The sequence below is a fragment of the Bradyrhizobium sp. Rc2d genome, from assembly GCF_900099855.1.
In the GTDB taxonomy this organism is placed as follows: Bacteria; Pseudomonadota; Alphaproteobacteria; order Rhizobiales; family Xanthobacteraceae; genus Bradyrhizobium.
In genome coordinates this window covers 29567-54001 of sequence record NZ_FNCU01000008.1, presented here as the reverse complement: position 1 = coordinate 54001, position 24435 = coordinate 29567, and the positions used below count along the sequence as shown (strand labels likewise).

The 24435-nt window shown below is 64.6% G+C and carries 21 protein-coding genes and 1 riboswitch; of the genes, 18 read left to right on the top strand and 3 right to left on the bottom strand.

The window, feature by feature from the left end; translation table 11 throughout:
* Positions 1-92 precede the first annotated feature (92 nt).
* From BLV07_RS46115 to BLV07_RS12850, 4 genes are read left to right on the top strand one after another with little or no spacing between them, the layout of a single operon-like run.
* Positions 93-302, top strand: coding sequence for a hypothetical protein (locus tag BLV07_RS46115; protein WP_143035399.1), 210 nt, complete (start codon positions 93-95; stop codon positions 300-302).
* 43 nt (positions 303-345) lie between these two features.
* Positions 346-738 carry a hypothetical protein gene (locus tag BLV07_RS12860; protein WP_091885606.1) on the top strand — a complete coding sequence of 131 codons (393 nt, stop codon included), beginning with the start codon at positions 346-348 and terminating at the stop codon, positions 736-738.
* Positions 735-923, top strand: coding sequence for a hypothetical protein (locus tag BLV07_RS12855; protein WP_091885602.1), 189 nt, complete (start codon positions 735-737; stop codon positions 921-923). The genes BLV07_RS12860 and BLV07_RS12855 overlap by 4 nt, the downstream gene beginning before the upstream one ends.
* Positions 920-1273, top strand: coding sequence for a hypothetical protein (locus BLV07_RS12850; protein WP_091885599.1), 354 nt, complete (start codon positions 920-922; stop codon positions 1271-1273). Before BLV07_RS12855 ends, BLV07_RS12850 begins: the two co-directional genes overlap by 4 nt.
* A gap of 81 nt (positions 1274-1354) precedes the next feature.
* On the opposite strand, the gene BLV07_RS12845 is transcribed toward BLV07_RS12850, so the two are convergent.
* Entirely contained in the window at positions 1355-3544 is a 2190-nt protein-coding gene (locus BLV07_RS12845) for a transglycosylase SLT domain-containing protein (RefSeq protein ID WP_091885596.1), read from the bottom strand.
* Positions 3545-3858: 314 nt separating this feature from the next.
* Between BLV07_RS12845 and BLV07_RS12840 the strand changes: the two genes are divergently transcribed.
* From BLV07_RS12840 to BLV07_RS12800, 8 genes are all read left to right on the top strand, one after another.
* The gene (locus BLV07_RS12840) at positions 3859-5595 is read left to right on the top strand and encodes an adenylate/guanylate cyclase domain-containing protein (RefSeq protein WP_091885592.1); all 1737 of its coding nucleotides are present in this window, start codon (positions 3859-3861) and stop codon (positions 5593-5595) included.
* A 122-nt stretch (positions 5596-5717) separates the two neighbouring features.
* Positions 5718-5894: a hypothetical protein gene (locus tag BLV07_RS47480; RefSeq protein ID WP_164934897.1), complete on the top strand. Its 177-nt coding sequence runs from the start codon at positions 5718-5720 to the stop codon at positions 5892-5894.
* A gap of 152 nt (positions 5895-6046) precedes the next feature.
* A complete protein-coding gene (locus tag BLV07_RS12835) occupies positions 6047-6256 on the top strand; it encodes a hypothetical protein (protein WP_091885589.1) in 210 nt (69 codons plus the stop codon).
* A gap of 151 nt (positions 6257-6407) precedes the next feature.
* A complete protein-coding gene (locus BLV07_RS12830) occupies positions 6408-6665 on the top strand; it encodes a hypothetical protein (protein ID WP_091885584.1) in 258 nt (85 codons plus the stop codon).
* 89 nt (positions 6666-6754) lie between these two features.
* A riboswitch (cobalamin riboswitch) is annotated at positions 6755-6969 on the top strand.
* A 116-nt stretch (positions 6970-7085) separates the two neighbouring features.
* Positions 7086-9320 carry a TonB-dependent receptor gene (locus tag BLV07_RS12825; protein ID WP_091885582.1) on the top strand — a complete coding sequence of 745 codons (2235 nt, stop codon included), beginning with the start codon at positions 7086-7088 and terminating at the stop codon, positions 9318-9320.
* A gap of 61 nt (positions 9321-9381) precedes the next feature.
* A complete protein-coding gene (locus BLV07_RS12820) occupies positions 9382-9957 on the top strand; it encodes a hypothetical protein (RefSeq protein ID WP_091885577.1) in 576 nt (191 codons plus the stop codon).
* 1529 nt (positions 9958-11486) lie between these two features.
* On the top strand, positions 11487-13208 hold the full coding sequence (gene ilvD, locus BLV07_RS12805) for a dihydroxy-acid dehydratase (protein WP_091885569.1): 1722 nt from the start codon (positions 11487-11489) through the stop codon (positions 13206-13208).
* Complete coding sequence (locus BLV07_RS12800) at positions 13195-14019, top strand: tetratricopeptide repeat protein (protein WP_091885564.1); 825 nt, start codon at positions 13195-13197, stop codon at positions 14017-14019. The genes ilvD and BLV07_RS12800 overlap by 14 nt, the downstream gene beginning before the upstream one ends.
* Before the next feature lie 52 nt (positions 14020-14071).
* Here the strand turns inward: BLV07_RS12800 and xth are convergent, their stop codons facing one another.
* Complete coding sequence (gene xth, locus BLV07_RS12795) at positions 14072-14869, bottom strand: exodeoxyribonuclease III (protein WP_091885559.1); 798 nt, start codon at positions 14867-14869, stop codon at positions 14072-14074.
* A gap of 133 nt (positions 14870-15002) precedes the next feature.
* On the opposite strand from xth, the gene BLV07_RS12790 reads away from it, so the two are divergent.
* A complete protein-coding gene (locus tag BLV07_RS12790; protein ID WP_091885556.1) occupies positions 15003-17333 on the top strand; it encodes a hybrid sensor histidine kinase/response regulator in 2331 nt (776 codons plus the stop codon).
* A gap of 4 nt (positions 17334-17337) precedes the next feature.
* On the opposite strand, the gene erpA is transcribed toward BLV07_RS12790, so the two are convergent.
* Positions 17338-17667: an iron-sulfur cluster insertion protein ErpA gene (erpA, locus tag BLV07_RS12785; RefSeq protein ID WP_024342679.1), complete on the bottom strand. Its 330-nt coding sequence runs from the start codon at positions 17665-17667 to the stop codon at positions 17338-17340.
* Between the two features lie 136 nt (positions 17668-17803).
* On the opposite strand from erpA, the gene BLV07_RS12780 reads away from it, so the two are divergent.
* The 5 genes from BLV07_RS12780 to BLV07_RS12760 all read left to right on the top strand — a co-directional run bounded on the left by BLV07_RS12780 (position 17804) and on the right by BLV07_RS12760 (position 24421).
* Positions 17804-19000, top strand: coding sequence for a deoxyguanosinetriphosphate triphosphohydrolase (locus tag BLV07_RS12780; RefSeq protein ID WP_244551074.1), 1197 nt, complete (start codon positions 17804-17806; stop codon positions 18998-19000).
* Between the two features lie 9 nt (positions 19001-19009).
* A complete protein-coding gene (argS, locus tag BLV07_RS12775; RefSeq protein ID WP_091885550.1) occupies positions 19010-20800 on the top strand; it encodes an arginine--tRNA ligase in 1791 nt (596 codons plus the stop codon).
* Between the two features lie 141 nt (positions 20801-20941).
* Complete coding sequence (locus tag BLV07_RS12770) at positions 20942-22510, top strand: SPOR domain-containing protein (protein ID WP_091886063.1); 1569 nt, start codon at positions 20942-20944, stop codon at positions 22508-22510.
* 46 nt (positions 22511-22556) lie between these two features.
* Positions 22557-23585 carry a beta-N-acetylhexosaminidase gene (gene nagZ / locus BLV07_RS12765; protein ID WP_091885548.1) on the top strand — a complete coding sequence of 343 codons (1029 nt, stop codon included), beginning with the start codon at positions 22557-22559 and terminating at the stop codon, positions 23583-23585.
* Complete coding sequence (locus BLV07_RS12760; protein ID WP_091885545.1) at positions 23582-24421, top strand: segregation and condensation protein A; 840 nt, start codon at positions 23582-23584, stop codon at positions 24419-24421. Before nagZ ends, BLV07_RS12760 begins: the two co-directional genes overlap by 4 nt.
* Positions 24422-24435: the final 14 nt, after the last annotated feature.

Below are 24435 nucleotides of genomic sequence, written 5' to 3'. Positions count from 1 at the left end.
CACGCAGCCGCGATCTCCGCAACTCACGACCCGCGTGAATTCGAAGGAAACCAATAGGCAAGAGCGCAAGCAGCCGAAAGAGGGAGAGAACAATGTGCGATACGTCGCAACTTCCTGAGCGTCGCCTATCCGAGTTCGAACGTTGCTCTTCAGTCAAGGGCTGTGCGGTGTGTGGCGGCAAGTTTGGTCTGATCCGCTACTATTCCTGGCGCACTGCGCTCTGCTCCAAGAAATGCGTTGATCGCTTCCGCACACGCCGCGAACGCGACCGCCGGTGGCTGTTTCGGGCGCAGGTCGCGTGAGGGCTGAATTGGAGAGCTGATATCTAATCCGGGAGCCCGTGCGTTGATCCGTTCATGCAAGCTCTTGTGCGCGATGGTTCTCCTCGGCGCCGCTGCGACGGCCCAGGCGCAGGAGACGGGACACGGCACCGTTCATCGCCAGCACCCACCCCAGGACCAGGCGCTGCACGAAAAATTCTATTCGACCTGGCACATGCCGGATAATCCGAGCCTCAGTTGCTGCAGCAACGCGGACTGCTATCCGACCGATATCAAGTACATCGACGGCCGGCTCTATGCACGGCGCAGGGAGGACGGGAGATTCATTCTGATCCCACCGCAAAAAGTGGAGCGAAACAGGGATAATCCGGACGGCCGAAACCATCTTTGCGCTCCACCGCCCGCACTGTCTCCGATGGACAGCGTTTACTGCTTCGCTTTGGGAGGTGCCACATGAGATTCGCGTTCGTACTGGTGAACGGCCGGACCCCGTTCCGGAAGACCTGGTGCATGCAGTGCTGCGAGCCGATCGGCGGCAGCTATCTCCGCGAGATCGCGACCCGTCTGCCTTACTGCGACTATCAGTGTTACGCATTGTTCTGCGAGGCGCTCGCGAAAGATCGCGTGAGGGCGGCTTCATGAAATTCGTGGTGGTCAATCACGAGCCCCCGTTGCGCGCCGCCACGTGCAGCGCATGCTCGCGGTCAATCGGGATCGGCTATGTCAGGCATGTGCGGACACAGCGCTGCTACTGTGACACCGATTGCTACCGGCGCGGCGAACTCGTCACGTACTTCATGCAATGGTCGATGCCCGGGCGCACAGAACCGGCCGCGGGTAACGTCGAGCTCGCCGCTGGCAACATGATCGAGACGTTGGCGGTCCTGAGTGCCGTCTCGTGCTGGAGCTGCACGATACACGCCTGGACCTTCGCAAGAGCGCTGACCGGCGCATATTTGGGCGGTGGCGATCTGATCGATGGAAGGAGGTGACACCTGGCTGCGCGACTATACGCGCGTGGAAGCCGCAGCACCGTGACCCGCAGGCGCCGCGTCCAGCCCCGGCGGCGTTGACTAGGGAGCGGGTGCTGCGGCCGCCACGGGTGCGGTTGCGCTGACCTCGTGCGTGACGACGCGCTGGTCGCTCTTGCCGGCGATCATGCTGCTGTCTTCGAACCGCGCACGGTAGACCAGGACGTTCTCGATCACGCGTTGGACGTAGTTGCGCGTCTCCGACAGCGGGATGCGCTCCACCCAGTCGACCGGATCGACCTTGGGATCTCTGGGATCGCCACGCGCCTGCACCCATTCGCGCACACGGCCGCGGCCGGCATTGTAGCCGGCGAACGTCATGATCTGGTTGCCGCGATATTCCGATAAGAGCGCGCTGAGCTCGGCCGCGCCCATCTGCGTGTTGTAGACGGGATCGGACACCATCCTGTCCCAGTCATAGGTCAGGCCGAAGCGTTTGGCGGTGTCGCGGCCCGCTTCCGGGGTCACCTGCATCAGCCCGACCGCATTGGCAGGCGACTTGTCGCGCTGGTCGAACGAGCTTTCGGTGCGCGCCACCGAATAGATCACGCTGGTTTCGATCGCGGGTGCGACCTGCTTGTGCTCGGGAATGCCGATGGTGGGGAAGGCGTAGTGGTCGAGCGCGAGCCCGCGCGCCAGGGCCGACTTGCCGACCTCCAGCATCACGCGTGCGTCGTTGCGCTGTCCGGCGAGCGCGGCGAGCGCTTCGAGCGCCGCGGCGTCGGAGCTCTCCTTGGCAAAATCCTCGGCATAATAGAACACGACGTCGCGCTCGCCGATATCGTAGAGCATGTTGGCCGCGCGCACGCGCTCGTCGGCCAACTGCGTGTCGGCGGCGGCCAGCACGGGCGAGGGCGCGCGCAGTTCGATCCGGTCCAGGCCGAGCTTTGCGCGGGCGAGCTGACCGTAATAGGCGGTCTGATAGCGCGCTGCCGCCCGATAGCTCATGCGCGCGTCGGCTGTAGCACCCATCGCCTCGGCGGCGCGGCCGCGCCAGTAATGGGCGCGCGACAGCGCGATCGGATTGGCCGAGCCTGCGTCGATCGCGGCGAAGTGCACCATCGCCGTCTTGGGATCGTCGAGATAGCGCAGCGCGATCCAGCCGCACATGAAGTGGTAGTCGACCCGATAGACTTCCTTTTCCGGTACCGCGGCCGTGCGCACCACGTCATAGGCGGTCTTGAACTTGCCCTGGTCGAGCAGCTTGCGCGCCAGCAGGCGGCGCTCGCGCCACCAGGCATCGGTGTCCTGCGCGGCCATCGTGTCGGGCCGGGCGGCGAGGATCACCTCGGCTGCGTCGTCGATGCGGTCGTTCTGAAGATGCCACTGGGCGCGGCACAGCACATAGCCGAGATCGCGCCGCGCCTCGGTCGAGACGTCCTCGAGATAGTCCTTGGCCTTGCTCGCCTTGCCGGTGACGGCGGCGCAGGCCTTCACGATCGCGAGCGCATCCTCGCCGAGACGTTTGGCCGCGCGCCGTGCGCCTGCATAGTCCTTGGCGCCGAGGCGCTTGTCCATGCGCGCGCGGTGATCGTCAGCGGATAGAAGATCGCTGAACGCCGCGTAGGAGTCTTCTTCGCTCCGCTCGGACAATTCGTCCGTGCGCCAGGCCTCGCGCACGAGACGCGCAGCCCTGTCGGTCTCGCCTTCAGTGAGCAGTACGCGGGCCAGCGCGAACTTGCCCTTGGCACTGGTCGGCCGGTCCATGGTGAATTTGTGCACAATGGCCGCGTCGCTCTTCTCCTGCCACAGCCGTGCCTCGGCGCGGCGGCGGAGCAGGGCGCTGCTCGGCCAGTCCGGATTGGCGGTGAGGAAGGCGGCGTAGCGCTTGAAATTCGCCGTGCTCTCGGAGCGGCGCAGCATGAACCAGTCCGCAAGCTTCTGTCCGGCGGGATCGGTGATGCGGTCGCGCGCGGCGCCCGCATCCTCGGTCTTGCCCTGGCGTGCGAGGTCGATCGCATCCTTCAGCGCGGCGAGATCGCCGGTCAGCGGCGGCGGTGCCGGCTTGTCCGAGGGCTCGTCGACCGCTTTCTTCGGCTTGCGTTTGGCCTCGGCGTGCTTGCCGTGCCGCGCTTTGCCGGCGGAGGCATGGCGCTGCTTGCCGGCTTTCGCCTCATGCGTCTTCTTCGGCGCGGATGATTTATGATTGCTCTTCGCCGCCAACTCGGTGGGAAGGAGGGCCATTGTGGCCACGGCAACGACACACGCGAGCGAGCGTAGGCACTGGTTCATTCCATGGTCCCCCTGCGAAACCACTACAAACCAAGGTCCGCGACGACATGCGGCTTGAGAACACCAAACGATGTCATGACATCGTTTCGCATTCCTCACGCTCTCGCAACAATGCGGCAAAATACGGATGGGAACTCGGGAACTTCCGAAATAGCGGAAAAGGCAGCGTGTTTAACCTTTGTTAACGATTGGGGCTCGCGCGACGGTTGCGTACGGCTCACGGCGTCAGAAAGGCGAGATTGCGCGTGTTCCCATGGCTAAATCCGGTGTATTGAGTTCCCTCGCTTCATCCTTTCAGCCTTTGCCCTGCACCTATGCCGATTTTCAACCAGTCGATCCGGCGCAAGATTGTCGGTATCGCCCTCGGATTGATCGTCCTGATGCTGGTCACCTCGATCCTGTCGATGGTGATGTCGAGCAAGGTCGGCGTCCTCCTGGATGAGCTGACCAACCGCTACATCCCGGCCTACGGCCATCTGGCGCGCGCCAACATCCGCTCGCTGGAGCGTGCGCTGGCGCTGCGGCGCATGGTCATGACCAAGATGCAGTCGCCGTCGGACGAGGAGGCCTATGCGGCGCGCGTGCGCGAGTTCGAGCAGACCGACCGCAGGATCGAGGAGGAGGCCGAGAGCGCACGCACGCTCATCAACGCCATCATCAACGATCCCAGGACGCCGTCCGACAATGCCGCCCTGGCACGGATCGAGCTCCGCATCGAGACCGCCGTCACTGAGCTGCGCCGCGATCTGACCGAGGACCACGCAAAGCTGGTCAAGCAGGTCGATGCCAGACAGATGACGGAGGCCCGCGGCACGCTGGAGCACATCGACGTGCTGCGCGACCAGTTCAATCAGAAGATCGATGCGATCCGCGCCGACATGCTGGCGCAGGTTTTCTTCAGCACGTCGCAGGTGATCAGCCACCAGCACCAGGCGATCATCGTATCGGGCATCGTGACCTTGCTCGCAGCGATCGTTGGATTTGCCTTTGCGCTCCTGGTGAGTGGCGGCATCACGCGCCCGGTGCGGCTGCTGCTCGCCGGCACCCGCGAGGTCGAGGCGGGCCGGTTCGACAAGCCCATTACCGTCTCCACCCAGGATGAGATCGGCGAGCTTGCCGCGGCCTTCAACCGCATGATCGAGCAGCTCCGGCACAACGAGCGCATCCGTGAGACCTTCGGCCGCTACATCGACCCGAAGGTGGTGCAGGGCCTGATTGACCGGCCGGAGGTCGCCATCGACGGCCAGCGCCGGGTCATGACCATCATGTTCTGCGACATGAGCGGCTTCACCTCGATGAGCGAGGGCGTGACCCCGCGCGGCCTCGTCAAGGTGATGAACCACTATTTCACGGTGATGTCCGGCCCCATCCGCAGCAATCGCGGCATCATCGACAAATATATCGGCGATGCCATCATGTGCTATTGGGGCCCGCCCTTCATCGAGGAGGACGAGCAGGCGATGCTCGCCGGCCTTGCCGCCATCGAGATGGCCGATCAGGTGCCCGCGCTCCAGAAGCAGCTGCCGGATCTGCTCGGCATCCGTGCCATGCCGGCGCTGTGCGATCTGCGCATCGGCATCGCCACCGGCGAGGTCCTGACCGGCAGCATCGGCTCCGAGCTGATGATGAGCTTTACCGTGATGGGTGACGCCGTGAACCTCGCCTCGCGGCTGGAGGCCGCCAACAAGGCCTACGGCACCCGCATCCTGATCTCGCAAGCAACGGCGGATGCGATCGGCTCACACCTCGAACTGCGCGAGATCGATCGGCTCGCGGTCGCGGGCCAGCGCGCACCGCAGGCCGTCTTCGAGGTGATGGGCAGGGCCGGCGCACTCACCGATGCGCAAGCGCGCCTGCGCACGCTCTATGCCGAAGGTCTCGATGCCTATCGCGCCGGGCATTTCGACGATGCCCGCGCCGCCTTCAACGCCGCGCTCGAAGCGGTCCCCGGCGACGGTCCCTCGCGCACGCTGCTCGGCCGCATCGCGCAGTTCGAGGTCAACCCACCGGACGAGGGTTGGGACGGCGCCTGGCGGCTGGAGCAGAAATAGCATTGCCTGCCGTCCGGCGTCGCCGAACGGAAAAAACGATTCTACTCCATAACGATGTTCGCCGTGACCTATTTCCCGGGCTTAGGCTCGACGCCCCTGAGGCGTCAGATGGGGACACGCCGATGACACACCTTGAGGACAGGCTCGAACGGTTCGAGACGCTCTCCGCCGAGTGCGAGCTGATCGCCAAGCTCGCCACCGACAGCACCAAGCGCGAGTTCTATCTGAAGCTCGCCGAGCAGTACCGCCAGCTGGCAGTGGATATGCGGCAGGCGATCGCGACCAGCGCTGCTGCTTGAGGCCGACTGCAATCCGTTCTTAACATTTGGCGCGCATTCTCAGACGCATGCGGGCGTCACTGATTGGCGATGGCTCGCGGTGGGAAGGCCGGGGCTCGTTGCGATGCAGCGCGCCTCGCGAGTGTCACTTGCCATGTTTGACGGGCAATCCCATGCGCCTCGTTGCAGTGATCATATTCGCGCTCATGACGGCGGCCTGCGATCAGGAGCAGGACATCACCGGCTCGACGTCGACCTGCCCGATGCGAAACTACAGCTACAATCCTCGCGACATGAACCAGTGCGTCAGCGCCTGCAAGTCATGCGATCACGGCACCACGGTCACCTGCACGACCTCCTGCACCCTCAAGGGGGCTCGCTGAGTTCTTGATGCGTGCGAAGGTCGGGAGCGACGCACCCAAAGTCGCTGACGACGCGCCAAAAGACAGGAGGCCGTCGGCGGTGCCCAGGCACCGGAACGATTCACTTGGATCAATCATTGAAGGAAGCGGGCAGGACGTGGAGTCCGATTGAATGGGTATGCTCGATCCCGGCCGCCTCCTGGTGTCGTGCTCGCATTGCGACGCTTGGCCGATGGCTGCCAACGTCAAACGTTCAACCTGGTCGGCATTCCCGCGTGAGGTCCGTTTCGTGTGTCGGCGCTGCCGCCGCGAGGAGACCGCGATCGTCTCTGCCTCCGGCGAACTGACGCCGATCAAGCGCATCGATGTTCCGCCACGCGACGTCGCCGTCGCTTGGGCGCAGGCCCAGCGCCCGCGAGGGCGGACGTAGCTGCTGGGCCGCTGCTTGCGGGACGCACCGGTAGCGGCGAGTTGTCGCTGCCAGATGCAACCGGCCGATTGACTCCCGGGCTGCACGACTCGTAAAAGATCCACGACGGTTCTCCTCACGGAGATCAAAAGGGAACGTGGTGCGAGATTTTCCCAACGCCGGGATCTTCTCAATGCCATGGCTGCCCCCGCAACTGTAAGCGGCGAATCTCTCGTCCTATGCCACTGGGAATCTCGGTCCTGGGAAGGCGACGGAGAGGTCACGACCCGCGAGCCAGGAGACCTGCCGTCAGCCGTGGTCACACGCGAAGATGTCGGTCGGGGAGTACAGACATTAGCTTCACCGGAGCGATCGATCGCTCCGTCGTGAAACCTCGTTCGCTGTGACGTGCCACTGACGTCCTGCCGAGGTTTTATTCGCATGTCTTCCGTTTCCGCCGCCGTCCGGTGCCGTCGCACGGCCTGGCTGGCGTCCAGCTTCATCATTCCCGTTGTTGTCCTCAATATGAGGGGCGCCCGCGCCCAGACTGCCGCCGAGCAGTTGCCACCGGTCGAAGTGACCAGGCCCGACGATCAGAACCGCACGCGTGCCAGGGCGAGCAGCGATGGCGACACGGGGAGGCGCCGGGCGATGCCGAACGGCGCGCCGACAGGGGCCGGCTCGTCCGGCTCTGGCGGCGAGGCGGCCAGCAACAATGGAGGCATCGTCGGCGCCGCCACGAGCGTCATCACGGCCGCCGACATCGCCCATGCGCCGTCGCAGACGCTTGCCGAGATCATCTCGACGCAAGTACCGGGCGCCCAGATCACGACGTTCTATGGCGGTCCGATCGGCGCCAAGACCAGTGTCGACCTGCGCGGCTTCGGCGCGTTCGCAACCGCCAACACGCTGGTGCTGGTCAACGGACGACGGCTGAACGACATCGACATGGCGCAGGTGGACCTTGCTACCATCCCGCTCAATTCCATCGAGCGTATCGAGATCACGCGCGGCAATTCCGGTGCGGTGCTCTATGGGGACAATGCGGTCGGCGGCGTCATCAACATCATCACCAAGAACGGCGTCGGCAGACCGCCCATGGCCGCGCGCATCGAGGCCGGCTTCGGCTCGTTCAACACCAGGCTCGGCAACGTCTCGACATCGCTCAATTCCGGTCCGTGGTCGACCTCGTTTTACGGCAATACCGTCAAGACCGATGGCTATCGCGACAACAATCGCTATTCCCAGGAGAACGGTGTCGGCAATCTGAACTACACGACGCCGGGGTTGACTGCTTTCCTGACCGTGACCGGCGACAATCAGGAACTGCGACTGCCGGGCGGCCGCACCGTCGATCCCTCGATCGGCCTCGATGAGCTCGCGACCAACCGGCGAGCGACCAGCACGCCCTTCAACTATGCCAACCAGCAAGGTTTTGGCGCGACAGCGGGTTTCACAAAAACCCTGGTGAACGGCGTCGATCTCATCGTCGACGGCGGCATGCGCGACAAGAGGCAGCAGAGTGCATTCTTCTCCAGTCCGACGCCGGTGCCCGCCTTCTTCACCTCGACCTATGTCGACGCCGATCTGACGACGTGGTCGATCACGCCGCGGCTCAGCGTGAAGAGCCTTCTGCTCGGAATGCCGTCGCAGCTCTTGACCGGCATCGACTATTACGATTCGAGCTTTCAGCAGAACCGCGGCGCCGGCCAGGGTCTCGCCGCCTGGCACAATTACGACCTCAGGCAGCAGACGGTTGCAGGCTATCTTCAGCACACATTGGGTGTGACGTCGGCGACCGACGTTTCCTATGGCGCGCGGGTGCAGACCATCAGTCTGTCGGCACGTGACAATTTTGATCCGACGGCTCCGTTCAACGCCGACATCGGCGCGCTCCCGCTCAGGAGCGACGAGACTCAATATGCACTGCACCTCGGTGCCGAGCATCGCCTCAGCGACATGGTCTCGCTGTTCGGCCGCGCCGCGCGGGCGTTTCGCACGCCTGACGTCGACGAGCGGGTGTCGTCGGGACCCTCATTCGACCCCTTCTTCAATCCGCTGCCGCAAACGTTCCAGCTCAAGACCCAGACCTCGCAGGATGCCGAGGCTGGGCTGCGTATCAAGGGAGGCGGTCTTCAGATGCAGAGCAGTCTCTATCTGATGGACCTCACCAACGAGATCCATTTCAATCCAATCCTGTTCTACAACACCAATCTCGATCCGACCCGCCGTTTCGGCTCGGAGACCAGTGTCTCCTATCGCGTCAACGACGCTCTGCTCTTGCGCGCCGGCGCGGCTTATACGAGGGCTGTCTTCCGAGAGGGCATCTGGGCCGGCAATGACGTGCCGCTGGTCTCGCGCTACACCGCGAGTGCGGGCCTCACCTGGAACATCTGGCAGAACTATGTCGTGCTCGACGCCACCGCGCGGTTCTGGAGCGAGCGTCGCATGGACAACGACCAGGCGGGAACTCAGAAGCCGATCCCTGCCAATGGCACGATCGACCTCAAGCTCAGTGGTCAATATGAACGGTACTTCTGGTCGCTCAGCGTCAACAATTTGCTGAACGCGCTCTACTACGACTATGCAGTCGCAAGCACCTTTACCGACGGTCGCTTCAGCGCCTATCCGCTGCCCGGCCGCAGCTATCTGCTCAAGGCCGGCGCCACGTTCTGACGTCGATAGGGCTGTCACACGTCCCCAAATGGTCTAGAATTCGAATAGAAGGAGATCACTTATGGCTCTCAGCATCCAGCCGTCTCACGCCGATCGCCTGCTGCTTCATCCGGTGACGCCGCGCCTTGCGCCGATGGTCTGCTTTGCGCTGCTGACGGCGTCATGCGCGCTCGCAAGCTTCGCGCTCGCCTGTGCAACACCGTTCGCGGCCTTTGCCGTCGTCGCGGCGGCGATGCTGCCGCTACGCCCGGCGCTGCTCGTCGTCACCGGCTCCTGGCTCGTCAACCAGACCATCGGCTTCGGCGCGCTGCATTATCCCGTCGACGGCAGCACCGTCGCCTGGGGTTTTGCGATCGGCGCGGCCGCGCTGCTGTCGACCGCCATTTCGTCCGCGGTGCTGCGTATGCTGCCGCAGGGCCGCACGCCGCTGGCCGTCACGCTCGTCGCCGCCTATGCGGCCTATGAGCTCGCGCTGCTCGCCGCGACGCCGTTCCTGGGCGGAGAGGGCGCCTTCACCGCAGTCATCGTGACGTGCCTTGGGCTGACCAGTGCCGCCTGGCTCGTCGGTCTCGTCGCCGCCTGCGAGATCGTCCGTCTGCTCGATCCGTTCGGGCGCAAGGGAGCGATGTCGGCCTGAGCGCCGCTGCGTTCGACGTGGCGCCATCCGGGCTACGGGATTTTGCTGTGTCGCTCCTCTGTCAATCCTAGCTCGCGAAAATATTCCGCTTTACCGAAATTCGGAATTGGCGTATGTGTCGCCCATCCCGGCTCATCCTTGAGGGGCGATCATGTGTCGTGATGATCGCAGAGCCGGGCTTGCGGTGGACGCGGCAGCGTCGGGCGCGAAAGCTGCGGGCAGGGCGGATTGCTCTCCGTGAGCCCTAAAGTTTCGCGCAGACGGACGGCGCTGTCAGGTTCGTCGCGCCAGCATTTCGATGGCAACGTGCACAACGCCGTCGAACCCTGTGGCGCAGGCGAACCGCGCGTACGGCAAAACCGTGTGGTCCTGGCCGTCGTTGCTACGGTCAAGCCCTGGCGGATGCGGCATTGGCGTCAACCGGCGCGGTGTCGGTGACTTTCGCTGGGGTGAGGGAGGCCAGAAGGAATTCGGCTCCCGGGAGAGCGCGGCATAAGCCGTCCAACCACTGCGCAGGGAAGGCCGTGTGTTGGGCTTCACCTGTATGCTGCTGTGCGGTCTTCTCTGCGTGTGCTTTTCGCGCAGCGGACCGCGGGTGCCAGCCGGCACCCGGCCTTCCCTGCGCCCTCTTGGATCTAGAGGGTCGAGTGACGAAGCAAAGCTCGGGCGAAACGCGCCGCGAGAATGGGGACGTATGTCTGCGACCACACGCGCGCCGTCATCGCCCGGCTTGACCGGGCGATCCAGTACTCCGAGACGCTTGTGATTGAACCGAGAGGCCGCGGCGTCCTAGATTCCCCGCCGGAGCCTGTCATCGGGCTCGCCGAAGGCGAGACCTGGTGGCGGGGAATGACAGTGGCATTTGGAGGATGACGGCGATGCCCCTTGCTCTGTCATTGCGAGGAGCCCTTGCGACGAAGCAATCCAGAATTTTGCCGCGGAGGGATTCTGGATTGCTTCGCTGCGCTCGCAATGACGCTGTGGAGGCAGCATGCGCCACACTGCGCCTCGTGCCCCGGACGCAGCGCAGCGTCACCCTGGCGATGCGAAGCATCGTCCAGCGACGATGCGCTGCAGAGCCGGAGCCCACGTCGCTGCGTCGTGCCGTGTGGCCCTGGATCCCGGCTCTGCGCCGCAACCGCTGCGCGTCCGGGACATGAGAGGGGCTCGGTGGTGCAGCAGGGCGGCGTCGACTCAGCCGACTGCCTCATCGTCAAACGGGGCGCGTTGCCCGTGCCGTGAAATCGGAAGTTGTGGATCATCATCCCGCGAGGGTATCTTAGTAGGACAATCCGTGTCTTCCACGCCACGATTGTTGTGTTCAAGCAACAGTGATTGGCGTTTTAACCCTCATCCCCGGCCGTTCGCATCAGCGCCGCTTTTTGGCCACACCCGAACATGAATAAAATCACTCTAATGATTTAAGGGCAGCGGCAGTCTTCGACGGCGACGGAAAATCCCAAGGTCGATTCAAATCTTGGCTCTGATTTTTCGGGTCTGAAAGGGTTGACCGGGGAAACTGGTTTGCGATGAGCGCGAAGATTGACAAGCAGAGGCTGCCGAGCCGTCACGTGACGGAAGGCCCTGCGCGCGCGCCGCATCGATCCTACTTCTACGCCATGGGTCTGACCACCGAGCAGATCCACCAGCCCTTCGTCGGCGTCGCCTCGTGCTGGAATGAAGCCGCTCCCTGCAACATCGCCCTGATGCGCCAGGCGCAGGCGGTGAAGAAAGGTGTGGCGTCGGCCGGCGGCACCCCCCGCGAATTCTGCACCATCACCGTCACGGACGGCATCGCCATGGGCCATGACGGTATGCGCTCCTCGCTGCCGTCGCGTGAATGCATCGCCGACTCGGTCGAGCTGACGGTCCGCGGTCACGCCTACGACGCCCTGGTCGGCCTGGCCGGCTGCGACAAGTCGCTGCCGGGCATGATGATGGCGATGGTCCGTCTCAACGTGCCGTCGATTTTCATTTACGGCGGCTCGATCCTGCCCGGCAATTTCCGCGGACAGCAGGTCACCGTGCAGGACATGTTCGAGGCCGTCGGCAAGCATTCGGTCGGCGCCATGTCGGACGAGGACCTCGACGAGATCGAGCGCGTGGCCTGCCCCTCGGCGGGCGCCTGCGGCGCGCAGTTCACCGCCAACACCATGGCGACCGTCTCTGAGGCGATCGGCCTTGCGCTGCCTTACTCGGCCGGTGCCCCCGCACCTTATGAAATCCGCGACGCCTTCTGCATGACCGCGGGCGAGAAGGTGATGGACCTGATCGCCTCCAACATCCGGCCGCGCGACATCGTCACCCGCAAGGCGTTGGAGAATGCCGCTGCCGTGGTCGCCGCATCCGGCGGCTCGACCAATGCTGCGCTGCACCTGCCGGCGATCGCGCACGAGGCGGGCATAAAGTTTGACTTATTCGACGTCGCCGAAATCTTCAAAAAGACACCATATATCGCTGATTTGAAGCCGGGTGGCCGTTATGTCGCCAAAGACATGTTTGAAGTAGGTGGCATACCGCTTCTGATGAAGACGCTGCTCGACAACGGCTTCCTGCACGGTGATTGCCTCACTGTCACGGGCCGCACGATCGCCGAAAACCTCAAGAGCGTGAAGTGGAATCCGCACCAAGACGTGGTGCACCCGGCAGACAAACCCATCACCGTTACGGGCGGTGTGGTCGGTCTGAAGGGCAATTTGGCGCCAGAAGGTGCGATCGTGAAAGTCGCGGGAATGTCCAACCTCAGGTTTACCGGTCCGGCCAGGTGCTTCGACCGTGAGGAGGACGCTTTCGAGGCGGTTCAGAAGCGCACCTACCGCGAAGGCGAAGTCATCGTGATCCGCTACGAGGGGCCGAAGGGCGGCCCCGGCATGCGGGAAATGCTCCAGACCACCGCGGCGCTGACCGGCCAGGGCATGGGCGGCAAGATCGCCCTCATCACCGACGGCCGCTTTTCCGGCGCCACCCGGGGTTTCTGCATCGGCCATGTCGGGCCCGAGGCCGCGATTGGCGGCCCGATCGGGCTGCTCGAGGACGGCGACATCATCGAGATCGACGCCGTCGCCGGTAGCCTTAACGTAAAATTGAGCGACCAGGAGCTCGCCCAGCGCAAGACCAAATGGGCGGCTCGCGCGACTAACCACACGTCGGGTGCGCTCTGGAAGTATGCTCAGCAGGTTGGACCAGCGCTCGGGGGGGCGGTGACCCATCCGGGCGGCGCGCACGAGAAACAGTGCTATGCGGACATCTAGGCGTGCGATAGTTGCGTTTATGTTGGGGGCTGCTGCGCTGGCCGCGCCGGCGCTCGCCTTCGACGGCGCGCCGGTCAACAAGGATGCGACCATCCCGGTCGTGACCACCTTGCCGGGGGCTGCGAATACGGTTCGCACCAGAGTTCCGCCGGCGGTCGCATCCCAGGAAACCTCGCTCAGCGCCCTGCAATATGCCGCCGAGGGCGGTCACCCCATCGCGCAGTGGAAGCTCGGCCGCATGTACGCCAATGGCGACGGCGTCGCCCAGGACGATCTGCGCGCCTTCGAATATTTCAGCCGCATCGCCAACGCGCATGCCGAGGACAGCCCCTCGGCGCCGCAAGCGCAGATCGTGGCCAACGCCTTCGTCGCGCTCGGCCGCTACTATCTCAGCGGCATTCCGAACTCGAAGATCAAGTCGGATCCGGAGCGGGCGCGGGAGATGTTCTCCTATGCCGCGTCCTATTTCGGCAACGCGGACGCGCAGTACGATCTGGCCCGCCTGTACCTGAAGACGCCGGACGCCTCGCGCGAGGATTTCCGCTACGGCGCGCGCTGGCTCGGCCTCGCTGCCCAGAAGGGCCAGCATCAGGCCCAGGCGCTGCTCGGCCAGATGCTGTTCAATGGCGACCGCCTGCCGCGACAGGCCGCGCGCGGCCTGATGTGGCTGACGCTGGCCCGGGACAGCGCCGGGGCCGAGGAGACCTGGATCAAGGAAAGCTACAACCGCGCCTTCGCCAAGGCCTCCGACGACGACCGCGCCATGTGCCTGCAAATGCTGGAGCAGTGGGTGCAGGGCCGCCGGGAGTAGCTCGGTCCCGTAGGGTGGGCAAAGTGCAGCGTGCCCACCACCTGACCGGCGCTTACGCCGCCTCGAGATCGAGATCCGCCCACACCGGCACGTGGTCCGACGGCTTCTCCCAGCCGCGCACATAGCTGTCGATGCCGAGATTGGCGAGCCGGTCGCTGGCCTGCGGCGACAGCAGCAAATGGTCGATGCGCAGGCCCTGGTTCTTCTGCCAGGCCCCGGCCTGATAGTCCCAGAAGGTGTAGAGCCCGGGCTCATCTGTGACCGCCCGCAAGGCGTCGGTCAGGCCGATCCCGAGCAGGGACTGAAAGCTCTCCCGTGTCTCGGCCTTGAACAGGGCGTCCTCGGTCCAGGCGGCGGGATTGTGCACGTCGCGCCCATGCGGGATGACGTTGAAATCGCCGGCGAGGATCAGCGGAACCTCCTCCTTGAGGCGCTCCTTCGAATACTCAAGAAGCCGCGACATCCATTTGAGCTTGTAGGGATATTTGTCGGTGCCGACCGGATTGCCGTTGGGCAGATAGAGGCAGGCAATGCGCAACACCCCCTGCTTGAGCGTCACCACGCCTTCGAGGAAGCGGGCATGCGCATCCTCGTCGTCGCCGGCGAGGCCCGACTTGGTCTCGTCGAACCGGAGCTTGGAGAGCAGGGCGACGCCGTTGAACGTCTTCTGCCCGTGCGTGACCACGTTGTAGCCGAGCGCCTCGATCTCCAGCCGCGGGAAGGCTTCGTCGACGCACTTGATCTCCTGAAGGCAGACGATGTCCGGCTGGCACTCCTTCAGCCAGGTCAGCAGCAGGTCGATGCGCTGCCGGACCGAGTTCACGTTCCAGGTGGCTACTCTGATAGGCATTGGGAGGGCTCCAGGCGGGAGCCACCGTTAGAACAAAATGCAAACGCACCCGTCAAGGCGGCCGCAGAATCTCCCACAAAATTAACCCGGCTTAAGCGCGCGTCGGGTCATTGATGCCCAAAAGGTTCCTCGGATGGGATGGCCGGACAAATCCATGAAGCGAACTGAGCCGCGCGATGGCGTGATCGGCGCGTTCCTGTACTGGCTCGGCGGCTTCGAGATCGAGGACGGCCTGACCGCCGATCTCAGCGAGCGGGAGCTGCGGCGCATCCGCGCCAAGCAGATCGACGCGGTGACGCGGCTGATCCCGGTGACGATGGCCGTGACCATGCTCAACGTCGCCATCGTGCTGATCCTGTTCTGGGGCAGGGGCTGGAACGACTTCCTCGCGGTCTGGGGCATGGCGTTCGCCGCCACCGCCTCGCTTGCGGTGCGTTCGTGGCGGCGGTCGCGTCGAAATCCGCTGCAGGAGGCCTCAAGCCGCGCCGCGCGGAAGGTGCTGCGACAGGCGTTCCTCCTCGCCGCGATCTGGGGCATGCTGCCGCTGGCGCTGTTCAGCCGCATCGGACCAACCAGCCAACTCATCCTGGCCTGCCTGATGGTCGGCATGATGTCGGGCGGTGCGTTCACGCTGTCGACCTTCCCTCGTGCCGGCCTCGTCTATCTCGCCACCATGACGATCGCCTGCGTCGGCGCGCTGCTCTTGTGCGGCACCGGGCCGTATCTGGTGACAGCGGTATTCCTGCTGCTGTTCGCATTCTTCATGGCGCGCAACATCGTCTGCCAGGGCAACCTGTTCCTCGGCAATCTCAAGGCCCAGCTCGAGCTCGAGCGGCAGACCGAAATCATCTCGCTGCTGCTGAAGGACTTTCAGGAGAACGCCAGCGACTGGCTGTGGCAGACCGATGCCGAAGGGCATCTGGTCGACGTGCCCCAGCGCTTCGCCGACGTCGCGCAGCTGCCGCTTCCGCTGCTGAAGGGATCGCATTTCGCCGACGTGCTCGACATGCTGTGCCCCGAGGACAAGAGCGCGGCCTACAACATTGTCGGCCTGATGGAGCAGGCCGAGCCGCTGCATGAGATGAATATCAAGGTCGTCGCCGGCGGTGAGGCGCGGCTGTGGTCGCTGACGGCGAAGCCGGCCTACGATCGCGACGGCCAGTTCCTCGGTTATCGCGGCTTCGGCCGCGACGTGACCGAGCGCTGGCGCGCGGAAAAGGCCGAGGCCGAGAGCCGCGCCAAGTCCGACTTCCTCGCGGTGATGAGCCACGAGATCCGCACGCCCATGAACGGCGTGCTTGGGCTCGCCAGCATGCTGCTGGAGACAAAACTCGATCCGGAGCAGCGCGAGGCCGTGACCACGATCCGCGAGTCCGGCGACAATCTCCAGCGCATCCTCAATGACATCCTCGATCTGTCCAAGCTCGAGGCCGGCCGCTTCGTGTTCGAGGCGATCGACTTTGCGCCGCAGGCGCTGGTCGAGACCGCCGCGACCGTGGGACGCGCGAGCGCCAAGAGCAAGGGTCTTGCGGTCAAGGTCGAGCTCGATCCGAACCTGCCGCCGACGCTGCGCGGCGACGTCGCGCGCATCCGCCAGGTGCTGCTCAACCTCGTGTCGAATGCGGTGAAGTTCACCGACGAAGGCGAGGTGACGATTTCGGCCACCTGCCAGGCGCGGCGCGATCTGCTGGCGACCGTCGAATGGACGGTGACCGATAGTGGCATCGGCATCGCCCCCGAAAAACTAGGCCAGCTGTTCAGCGACTTCGCCCAGGCCGACGCCTCGATCAGCCGCCGCTTCGGCGGCACTGGCCTCGGCCTTGCGATCTCCCGGCGCATCATCGAACAGATGGGTGGCACCATCGGCGTCACCTCGACCGCGGGCAAGGGCTCGACCTTCCGCTTCACGCTGGTGTTGCCCTGGAGCCAGGCGCAGGCGTCCGATCAGGATGCCGGCCGCGATGATGCCGAGGATCTCAAGGCCCGTATCGCCGGCCTCGATCGGCCGCTGAGGGTGCTGGTCGCCGAGGACGACGCCGTCAACCGCATGGTCGTGAGCAAGATGCTCGGCGGATTCGATGTCGAGCTGCGCGTCGTCGCCGACGGCGTCGACGCCGTCGCGGCAGCCTCTGACGGCGACTACGATGTCGTGCTGATGGATGTGCGCATGCCCGACATGGACGGCCTGGCCGCAACCCGTGCGATCCGCGCACAAGGCGGGCGCTTCGACGCGTTGCCGATCATCGCGCTGACCGCCAACGCCTTCCCTGAGGACGTCAGGATCTGCCGCGAAGCGGGCATGTCGGACTTCCTGGCCAAGCCGCTGCGCAAGCCTGCGCTCGTCGCGGCCTTGCTACGAGCATTGGACGGCCACGTCATGTCGGAGGACGCGCCGCTTCAGCCGCAGCTGATGCCGGCCGAGGTGGAGTGGACGGACGAGGAAAGGCAGATCACCGGCGCGTAAGCGCTCAGACCGAGAAGCTGGTCCCGCAGCCGCACGAGGCCGTCGCGTTGGGGTTGTTGACGCGGAACGAGGCGCCGATCAAATCGTCGACGAAATCGACCTGCGATCCCGCAAGGAACGGTTGCGAGGCGGAGTCTACCAGCACCACCGCATTGTCCTGTTCGATCACGAGGTCGTCGTCGGTGCGGGCGCGGTCGATGTCGAACTTGTACTGGAAACCCGAGCAGCCGCCGCCTTCGACGGAAATGCGCAGCATCGCGCCAGAACCTTCGCCCTTGAGGATCTCCCCAATCCGGCGTGCGGCCCGGTCGCTGATGGTCACGGCAGTCGTCATTACTGGTCTCCAATAGTCCCCGCGGTCATACCAAATTCATTTGCCCAATTCATTTGGTATCCCGCGTCCGACATAGTTAAGTGCCACCATACGCAGAATCAAATGGATAGGGACAAAATTCGCCGTGTCCGTCGGAATGGCTGCCCCCCGCGCGCCCTATGCCTGCGACCCCGATCGCAGCCGCGGCCGGCTGGTCGCCGAGCCCCCGAGCCGGACCCGCAGCCCGTTCCGGCGCGATTGCGACCGCGTGATCCATTCCACCGCGTTCCGCCGCCTGAAGTACAAGACCCAGGTGTTCGTGTTCCACGAGGGCGACCACTACCGCACCCGGCTGACCCATTCGCTGGAGGTGGCGCAGATCGCCCGCGCGCTGGCCCGGCAACTCGGGCTGGACGAGGATCTCACCGAAACGCTGGCGCTCGCCCATGATCTCGGTCATCCGCCGTTCGGCCATGCCGGCGAGCGGGCCCTGGACGCCTGCCTGAAGGAGTTTGGCGGCTTCGACCACAACGCCCAGACGCTCCGGGTCGTCACCGCGCTGGAGCACCGCTATCCCGACTTCGATGGGCTGAATCTGACCTGGGAATCGCTGGAGGGCATCGTCAAGCACAACGGCCCGCTGACCGACCGCAGCGGCGCGCCAACCGAGCGCTACCGCGGGTATGGCGTTCCCGTCGGCATCGCCGACTATATCAAGACCTATGACCTCGAATTATGGAGCTTTGCCTCGCTCGAGGCGCAGGTCGCCGCGATCGCCGACGACATCGCCTATGACGCCCACGATATCGATGACGGCCTGCGCGCCGGCCTGTTCCAACTCGACGATCTCAAGGTGATGCCGCTGACCGCGGAGATCATCGCCGAGACCTCGGCGCAGTATCCCGATCTCGAAGATGTCAGGCGCGGCGCAGAGCTGGTGCGCGAGCTGATCTCGCACCTAATCGGTGCGGTGTTCGCCGAGGCGCAGAAGAGCCTTGCGGCGGTCAAACCGCAATCGGCTCAGGATGTGCGCCAGCAGAGCCGGGCGCTGGTCGCGTTCCCAGCCGAGGTCGCCGAGGAAGAGGCCGCCATCAAGCGCTTCCTGTACCAGCACATGTACCGCCACAAGCGGGTGATGCGGGTGATGGGGGAGGCGGAGCAGATCCTGTTCGAGCTGTTCGCAAAGTACCTGAAGGAGCCGTCTGAACTGCCGCCGGAATGGCTGTTGGGGGCGGGGGCGGACAATGAGGGCGACCGGGCCCGCCGGATCGGCAATTTCATTGCCGGAATGACCGATCGTTTCGCCCTGACCGAGCACCAGCGGCTCTTTGACTCGACCCCGGATTTGCGTTAGGCGGCGGCCATGCCCGACACATCCTCATCCCTGCACCTGTTCGCCGACGTGCTCGCGCGTGTGCACGCCGCCTGCCGTACGCTGGCCGTGGACGCCAACTGGCCTGAGGGCATCGATTTCTCGCGCGTGGTGGTCGAGCCGCCGCGCGATGCCTCCCATGGCGACATGGCGACCAACGCCGCCATGGTGCTTGCGAAAGAGGCAAAGGCAAAGCCCCGCGATCTCGCCGAGCAGATCGCCGAGCGGCTGCGCACGGATGCGCTGATCGCCAAGGTCGACGTCGCCGGCCCCGGCTTCATCAACCTGACGCTGAAGCCGGCCGCCTGGGCCGAGGCGCTGCGCACGGTGCTGCGCGAGGGCGCCGATTACGGCCGCGTCCGCGGCGGCTCCAAGGTCAACGTCGAATACGTCTCGGCCAATCCGACCGGGCCGATGCATGTCGGTCACTGTCGCGGCGCCGTGTTTGGCGACGCGTTGGCGAGCCTGCTTCAGTTCGCGGGCCACGACGTCACGCGCGAATACTACATCAACGACGCCGGCGCCCAGGTCGACGTGCTCGCACGCTCCGCCTTCCTGAGGTATCGCGAGGCGCTCGGCGAGGACATCGGCGCGATCCCGGAAGGACTCTATCCCGGTGACTATCTGAAGCCGGTCGGCGCGGCGCTGGCCAAGGAGCATGGCGACAAGCTCCGCGGGATGAGCGAGGCCGATTGGCTACCGACAGTGCGCGCCAAGGCGATCGCGATGATGATGGACGAGATCAAGGACGATCTCGCCGCCCTCAACATTCGCCACGACGTGTTCTTCTCGGAGCGCTCGCTGATCGAGACCGGCAACAACAAGGTTGCCGAGACCATCGATTTCCTGCAGGCCAAGGGAGACATCTACGAAGGTCGCCTGCCGCCGCCAAAGGGCGCGCCGGTCGAGGATTGGGAAGACCGCGAACAACTGCTGTTCAAGGCGACCGCCTACGGCGACGATGTCGACCGTCCGCTGATCAAGTCGGACAATTCATACACCTACTTCGCCTCCGACATCGCCTACCACAAGAACAAGTTCGACCGTGGTTTTGCGGAGATGATCGACGTCTGGGGCGCCGACCATGGCGGCTACATCAAGCGCATGCAGGCGGCGGTGAAGGCGACGACGTCAGGCAAGGGCGCGCTCGACGTCAAGATCGTGCAGCTCGTGAAGCTGCTGCGCAATGGCGAGCCCGTCAAAATGTCCAAGCGGAGCGGGGACTTCGTTACCTTGCGTGAGGTGGTGGATGAGGTCGGCCAGGACGCCGTCCGCTTCATGATGCTCTACCGCAAAAACGATGCGGTGCTCGACTTCGACCTCGCCAAGGTGATGGAGCAGTCGCGCGACAACCCGGTGTTCTACGTCCAGTATGGTCACGCCCGCGGTCACTCGATCTTCCGCAACGCGCGGGCCGAGGTGTTCCCGGAACTGCCCGGGGAGACCGTTCAACGGATCGCCTGGCTGAGTGAGTCGGCGGTGGAACGGTTGTCGGATCCGGTCGAACTCGATCTTCTCAAGCGCCTCGCAATTTATCCGCGGGTGATGGAAGCTGCCGCCGCGGCCCACGAGCCGCACCGAATTGCCTTTTATCTCTATGATTTAGCCAGCGAATTTCATGCACTTTGGACGAAGGGGCGCGATTTGCCCTATTTACGCTTCATTATCAATAATGATGCAGATCTTACAAAAGCGCGACTGGCCATGGTCCAGGGCGTCGTCTCTGTCCTGGCATCGGGCCTCGCCATCCTCGGCGTCCATGCCCCGGACGAGATGCGGTAGTTTGGGGCGAACTACCTAATGGAAATTCGGGGGGTAACCGGCAGAAGCCGGATCGCTTAGACTTGGTTGAAAGCCTTGTGGGTCGAAAGCCGTGCCTTGGTCGAGGGGCGCGCGGCTTTCCCGAAGGGACGCATCATCACGATGGCCGAACGATATCAGGACAGACCGTTTCCCTCCGATGACTATGGTCGCGGTAGCGATCAGCATGGGAAGGCGGAAAATGATCCCTTGGCCGAGCTCGCCCGTCTGATCGGACAGACCGATCCGTTCGCAGCGCAGTCGCGGCCAACTGTGCGCCCGACGGCGGCGCCTGCCCAGAGCTATCGGGAAGACGACCATCGCCAGGACGATGATCAGCAGGACTATGCTGAGCAGCCTCCGCCGCCGCCCGGGCCACCCTCATGGATGCGGCGCGCTAACGTGCAGCCGCAGCCGGCACCCGCGCCGGAGCCTGACTATCCCGTCTCCGTAAACCCGGTTCATCCGTTGCATCGCTATTCGGTCCAGCCGACTGCGCCTGCCCCAGAGCCGGATTTTCATCAGCCGCAGACCCATCAGGATCACGCTTATCAAGCTCAAGCGTATCAGGATCAGGCCTATCAGCAGCACGGACAGGCTTATCAGGAGCAGGCCTATCAGGAGCCGTACGCGCAGCCCGATCCGTCGCGCTACGATGATGCGCTCTATGGTCGGCTCGAGACCGGCGAGCAGGACTACCAGCGCGATCCGGCCTACCCCGACGATCCCTACGCGTACCAGAACGACTATCCCGAGGCCGAACTTGACGAGCCGAAGAAGCGGCGCGGCGGCATGATGACGGTCGCGGCGATCCTCGCGCTTGCCGTGGTCGGGACTGGCGCTGCCTTTGCCTACAAGACCTATGTGGGTTCGCCTCGCAGCGGCGAGCCGCCGATCATCAAGGCCGACAACACGCCGACCAAGATCGTGCCGGCGCCGACGGACTCCACGGCCAAGGTGCCGGATCGCATGGTGAGCGGTGACGGCACTGAGAAGATTGTGCCGCGCGAGGAGGCGCCTGTCGACGTCAACGCCAGGGCGGGTGGACCCCGTGTGGTGTTCCCGCCGCTGAACCAGAATGCGAACCCGCCGTCGGTAGCGAGTGTGTCGCCGTCGATGGTGCCGCCGCCGAGCGCAGGGCCGACTCCGAGCAACGGCACACTGCCGAACAATTCGCCGCGTTCGATCAGGACAGTGGCCGTGAAAGGCGATCAGACCGATAGCGCCACACCGCAATCCGCCGCTGCGAAGCCGGCAGCTGCGCCAAAACCTGTTGTCGCGCCGCCTGCACCAATCGCGTCGCGCAATCCGCCGACCTCGGCCAATGCCAGCGCCAACCAGCCTATGTCGCTCGCGCCGCAATCGGGACCGACGGCCGAGCCTCCGCAGCGGATGGCTGCGACCAATCCGACGCAACTCGCCCCCACCAGCAGCGGCGGCTACATCGTGCAGGTCTCCTCGCAGCAGAGCGAGGACAGCGCCGCCGCATCCTATCGGGTGCTTCAGAGCAAGTATGGCAGCGTGCTCGGATCTCGCTCGCCGGTGATCAAGCGCGTCGACCTCACCGACAAGGGCAAGGGTATCGTTTACCGCGCCTTCGCCGGTCCCTATGGTTCGGCCGAGGAGGCGACGCAGGCATGCAACAGCCTCAAGTCCGCAGGCCTGTCCGCCTGCTTCGTCCAGAGGAATTAACGGCCGTTTCCTTGACCCCCTCGCGGGGCAGGGTTAATCGGCCGTTATGAGCACGCGGGCCTTCATTACCGGCGTATCCGGAACGGAACTGACCGCCGCCGAGCGGAAGTTTATCCGTGCCGAACGCCCATGGGGCTTCATCCTGTTCAAGCGCAATGTCGCGACACCGGCGCAAGTTGCTGCATTGGTTGCGGAATTGCGGACGGTTGCGAATGCTGCCGAGGCACCCGTCCTGATTGATCAAGAGGGCGGTCGGGTGCAGCGGCTGGGGCCGCCGCACTGGCCGGTCTATCCGCCGGGGGCCGTATTCGCGACTTTGTACGACACTGATTCGGCGCTCGGGCTCACTGCGGCGCGCCTGAGTGCCCGCCTGATCGCGGCCGATCTCGCCGATCTCGGCATTACCGTGGATTGCCTGCCGCTCGCTGACGTGCCGGTGCCGGGTGCCGATGCCGTCATCGGCAACCGGGCCTACGGCACGGAGCCGGGCAAGGTCGCGGCGATTGCCCGTGCGGTCACCGAAGGCCTGGAGCAGGGCGGCGTTCTGCCGGTTCTGAAGCACATCCCCGGTCATGGCCGGGCCACCGCCGACACCCATTTCAAGCTGCCGACGGTCGATACGCCCCGGGACGAGCTGGAGCGGACCGATTTTGCCGCGTTCAAGCCGCTTTCGGACCTGCCGATGGCCATGACTGCACATGTTGTGTTTAGCGCGGTCGACCCCGCCCATCCGGCGACGACATCTGCGACAATGATTGCTGACGTGATTCGCGGCGCAATCGGGTTCCAGGGTTTGTTAATGAGTGATGACGTGTCGATGAACGCGCTGTCGGGGAATATCGCCGAGCGGACCCGCGCTATCTTTGCGGCCGGTTGCGACGTGGCCCTGCATTGCAACGGCAATATCGCGGAGATGCGCGACGTCGCTGGGCAGACACCCGAACTGTCCGGCAGGGCACTGGAGCGGGCGAAAGCCGCGCTCGCCGCACGCAAGCCGCCGCAGCCGTTCGACCGGGCGGCCGCACGCGCGGAACTGGACGCATTGATCGCACGGGCAAACACGGCATCCGCATGACCGCAGAAATCCTATCGTTCGAAACCGGGCGGCCCGCAGAGCTCGCCGAGGGTGAGCCGGCGTTGGTCGTGGACGTCGAAGGCTATGAGGGCCCGCTCGACCTGTTGCTCGCACTGGCACGGCAGCAGAAGGTCGACCTTGCCAAGATTTCGATCCTGGCGCTGGCCGACCAGTACCTCCACTTCATCGAGGCTGCGCGGAAGATCCGACTGGAGCTCGCTGCTGATTATCTCGTGATGGCGGCCTGGCTCGCCTTCCTGAAGTCGCGCCTGCTGCTGCCGGAGCCGCCGAGCGCGGAAGGCCCGAGCGCCGAGCAGATGGCGACTGCGCTCGCCAACCGGCTGCGCCGGCTGGAAGCCATTCGCGAAGCCGCCAATCGGCTGATGAACAGGCCGCAATTGCAGCGCGATATCTTCCCGCGCGGCGAGCCCGAGCAGATCGCCGAGATCAAGCATCCGAAGTACACGGCGACGCTGTACGACCTGCTCACCGCCTATGCTGCGCAGCGCCAGTCGCGCGTGCTGGCGAGCGTGCATCTGGCCAAGCGTACGGTGTGGTCGCTCGCCGAGGCGCGCGCCACGCTGGAGCGGCTGGTCGGCAGCATCAGCGAACAGGATGACTGGGGCGTTCTCGACGACTTCCTGATCCGGCATGTCGCCGATCCCACGCAGCGCGCGACGGTGTTCGCCTCTAGCTTTGCCGCCGCGCTCGAACTGGTGCGTGAAGGCCAGCTCGAGCTGAACCAGAAAGAGGCGTTTGCGCCCATCTATTTCCGGAAGGGGCGTTCTAAACCGGTTCCGGACGCAGCTCCTGCGCCCGATGCGCCGGTCGGTTAAGTGCAAGAAGGAGA